Annotated in this window: 1 protein-coding gene; it reads left to right on the top strand. The window is 39.2% G+C overall.

What is annotated here, in order from left to right:
• Window positions 1–145 precede the first annotated feature (145 nt).
• Window positions 146–1,888: an IS1182 family transposase gene (locus tag WKT11_RS19685; RefSeq protein WP_119243770.1), complete on the top strand. Its 1,743-nt coding sequence runs from the start codon at window positions 146–148 to the stop codon at window positions 1,886–1,888.
• The last annotated feature ends 173 nt before the right edge of the window (window positions 1,889–2,061 follow it).

Raw genomic sequence — 2,061 nt, 5'->3', positions numbered from 1 at the left:
AAGGGGCTGTCGGGAAATAGATAGTTCCAAATCAGGGAGGGTATGACTCACAACGAGTCATACCCTCCCTAAATTTATCTGAAAAAAGAAAAAAAGATGGCTAATGATAACCATCTTTCTCTCCGTTACATGTTATAATGTAACTATGCTAACCAATAATTATTATAATGATTTTTTTGAATTAGGGCAACAGAAAATTAACTTTAGTTTCTTCGAATTGAGTTTACCTGACGACGATCCAGTCTATACCCTGAAAAAAGTGATGGAGGAATTAGATTTTTCTGGCTTGTTAGCCAATTGTTCAGATAAGGGAAGAACCGGGTACAACCCAATCATGATGTATGCTGTAGTTACCTATGCAAATATGCGGGGGATACGTTCTGTTGACCGTATTGTTGATCTGTGTGAAAGAGACCTTGCTTTTATCTGGCTGACGCGCGGACAAAAACCGAAACGTGATGCTTTTTATGACTTTAAAAACAGGAAACTAACATCTGATATCCTGGATGATCTGAATTACCAGTTTATGCGGCGGCTGCAGAAAGAAGGGCTGGTCACATTAAAAGAACTTTTTATTGACGGTACAAAGATAGAGGCAAATGCGAACCGTTATACTTTTGTATGGCGCGGAAGCATCAATTACCATCTGGCAGGACTTCTGGACTCTATCGACCAGCTTTTTGAAAAATATAATTCTTTTCTGCAGGAGAATGATTATGGGACAAAGTACGAGCTGGGAAATGCACAGATGTTTGTGATCGAAGGGATGGATAAAGTCCGGGAAGTGATCGAAAAGAACAGAAAACGAAAGCTTGTAAAACATAAAAAGCTTTCAAATAACCGTATTATAGAGATCGATAACTGTTCACCGCTTGAAATACGGAAACTCCAGAACAATCTCACGATGATCGCAGACAACGAGGGAATCGAATTTGTTTACGGAAAAGGAAAAAGAAAACCTGCACTTCAACAGTTGCATGAGGAACTGGAACAATGCGGAAAACGACTGATGGAATATAAAGAATGCTTTGAGATCATGGGAAAAGACAGAAACAGTTATTCCAAAACAGATCTGGAAGCAACTTTTATGCGTATGAAAGAAGATCACATGCTGAACGGACAGTTAAAGCCAGCATATAATGTTCAGATCGCGGTAGAGAATTATTTTATCGTACATGGATATGTAAGCAGCGACCGCACCGATTATAATACCCTGATCCCGGTCCTTGAAAAACATAAGAATGCTTTCGGGAGTATTCTGGAAGAAGTAACTGCGGACAGCGGGTACTGTAGTGAAAAAAATCTGCTTTATTTAAAACAGAATGAAATATCCAGTTATATAAAACTGCAGGATCATGAAAAGCGAAAAACACGCGCTTATTCAGAAGATATCAGTAAATATTACAACATGAGGACAGGGATCTTTGAAGATGAACAGTTCTATATCTGCCATGACGGACGTGAACTGCGGCATCTCAGGACAGAGAGCAAAGAGCAGGATGGATATACACAGACCTTTGAGGTATATGGTTGTGCAGACTGCAGCGGATGTGAACATAAAGCGCGCTGTCTGTATAAGTATGATGCGGAGAAAGATGCCGAAAAGAACAAAGTCATGAAGATCAATGAACAATGGGAGGAACTGAAAGAACGATCGCATGCCAATATCCAGAGTGAACGCGGGATCCTGAAACGCCAGACACGTTCCATTCAGACGGAAGGACATTTTGGAGATATCAAAGAAAATGAGAACTTCCGGCGTTTTAATTACCGTTCGGCAGATATGGTATATAAAGAATTCATGCTGTATGCTATTGGAAGAAATATAAATAAATATCATCGTTTTTTATACGAAAAACTGAGAAAATTTGAAGGAAAAACTGCCTAGAAAAAAATGCGGCTGAAAAAATCCAAACAAGGATTTTTTGCGGCCAAAAACAGAAAGTATTTATCGAAATAAAAATATCCTGAACAAGTTGCAGGGCCAGAAAGCCTTGTAACTGTCAGGATATTTTTGTTTGGTGCTGTCAGCTTTAAAAAACGTTATTTACCGACAGCCCC

It is taken from the genome of Blautia sp. HCN-1074 (assembly GCF_037890165.1).
GTDB lineage: Bacteria > Bacillota > Clostridia > Lachnospirales > Lachnospiraceae > Blautia_A.
Note: the sequence above shows the minus strand (reverse complement) of the source record. Positions and strands in the feature narration are given on the sequence as shown.

Excerpts from the sequence above, each read along its gene's own strand:
- WKT11_RS19685 (WP_119243770.1), top strand. The coding sequence starts at position 146 with ATGCTAACCAATAATTATTATAATGATTTTTTTGAATTAGGGCAACAG.